This is a genomic window from Rosenbergiella gaditana (assembly GCF_018494065.1).
GTDB classification, from domain to species: Bacteria; Pseudomonadota; Gammaproteobacteria; order Enterobacterales; family Enterobacteriaceae; genus Rosenbergiella; species Rosenbergiella gaditana.
The window spans coordinates 1-268 of sequence record NZ_JABBFR010000076.1; the positions used below are offsets into that span (position 1 = coordinate 1).

The 268-nt window shown below is 32.5% G+C and carries 1 protein-coding gene; it reads right to left on the minus strand.

Annotated elements, in window-relative coordinates:
- Positions 1-268 (minus strand): peptide-methionine (S)-S-oxide reductase (locus HH682_RS15510; RefSeq protein WP_214238371.1); only part of this gene is annotated, 268 nt, incomplete at both ends.

Here is a 268-nt window from a genome sequence, read left to right on the forward strand (position 1 = left end):
TTCTTCAGCTTTATAAAATGTTGTTGCAGGCAAAATTTTAGTAGCAATTGCTTTATCTGCATTGATTGTATCTTGCATCGCTGCGATATACGCTTCAGCTAATTTTTTCTGATGTTCATTGGAATAGAAAATAGCTGTTTGATACTGAGATCCTCTATCTTGAAATTGACCTTCATCGTCTAGTGGATCAATGACAGAAAAAAAGATTTCTAATAATTTATTGTATGAGAATAACGCAACATCGTATTCAACTTTGACAGTTTCATAG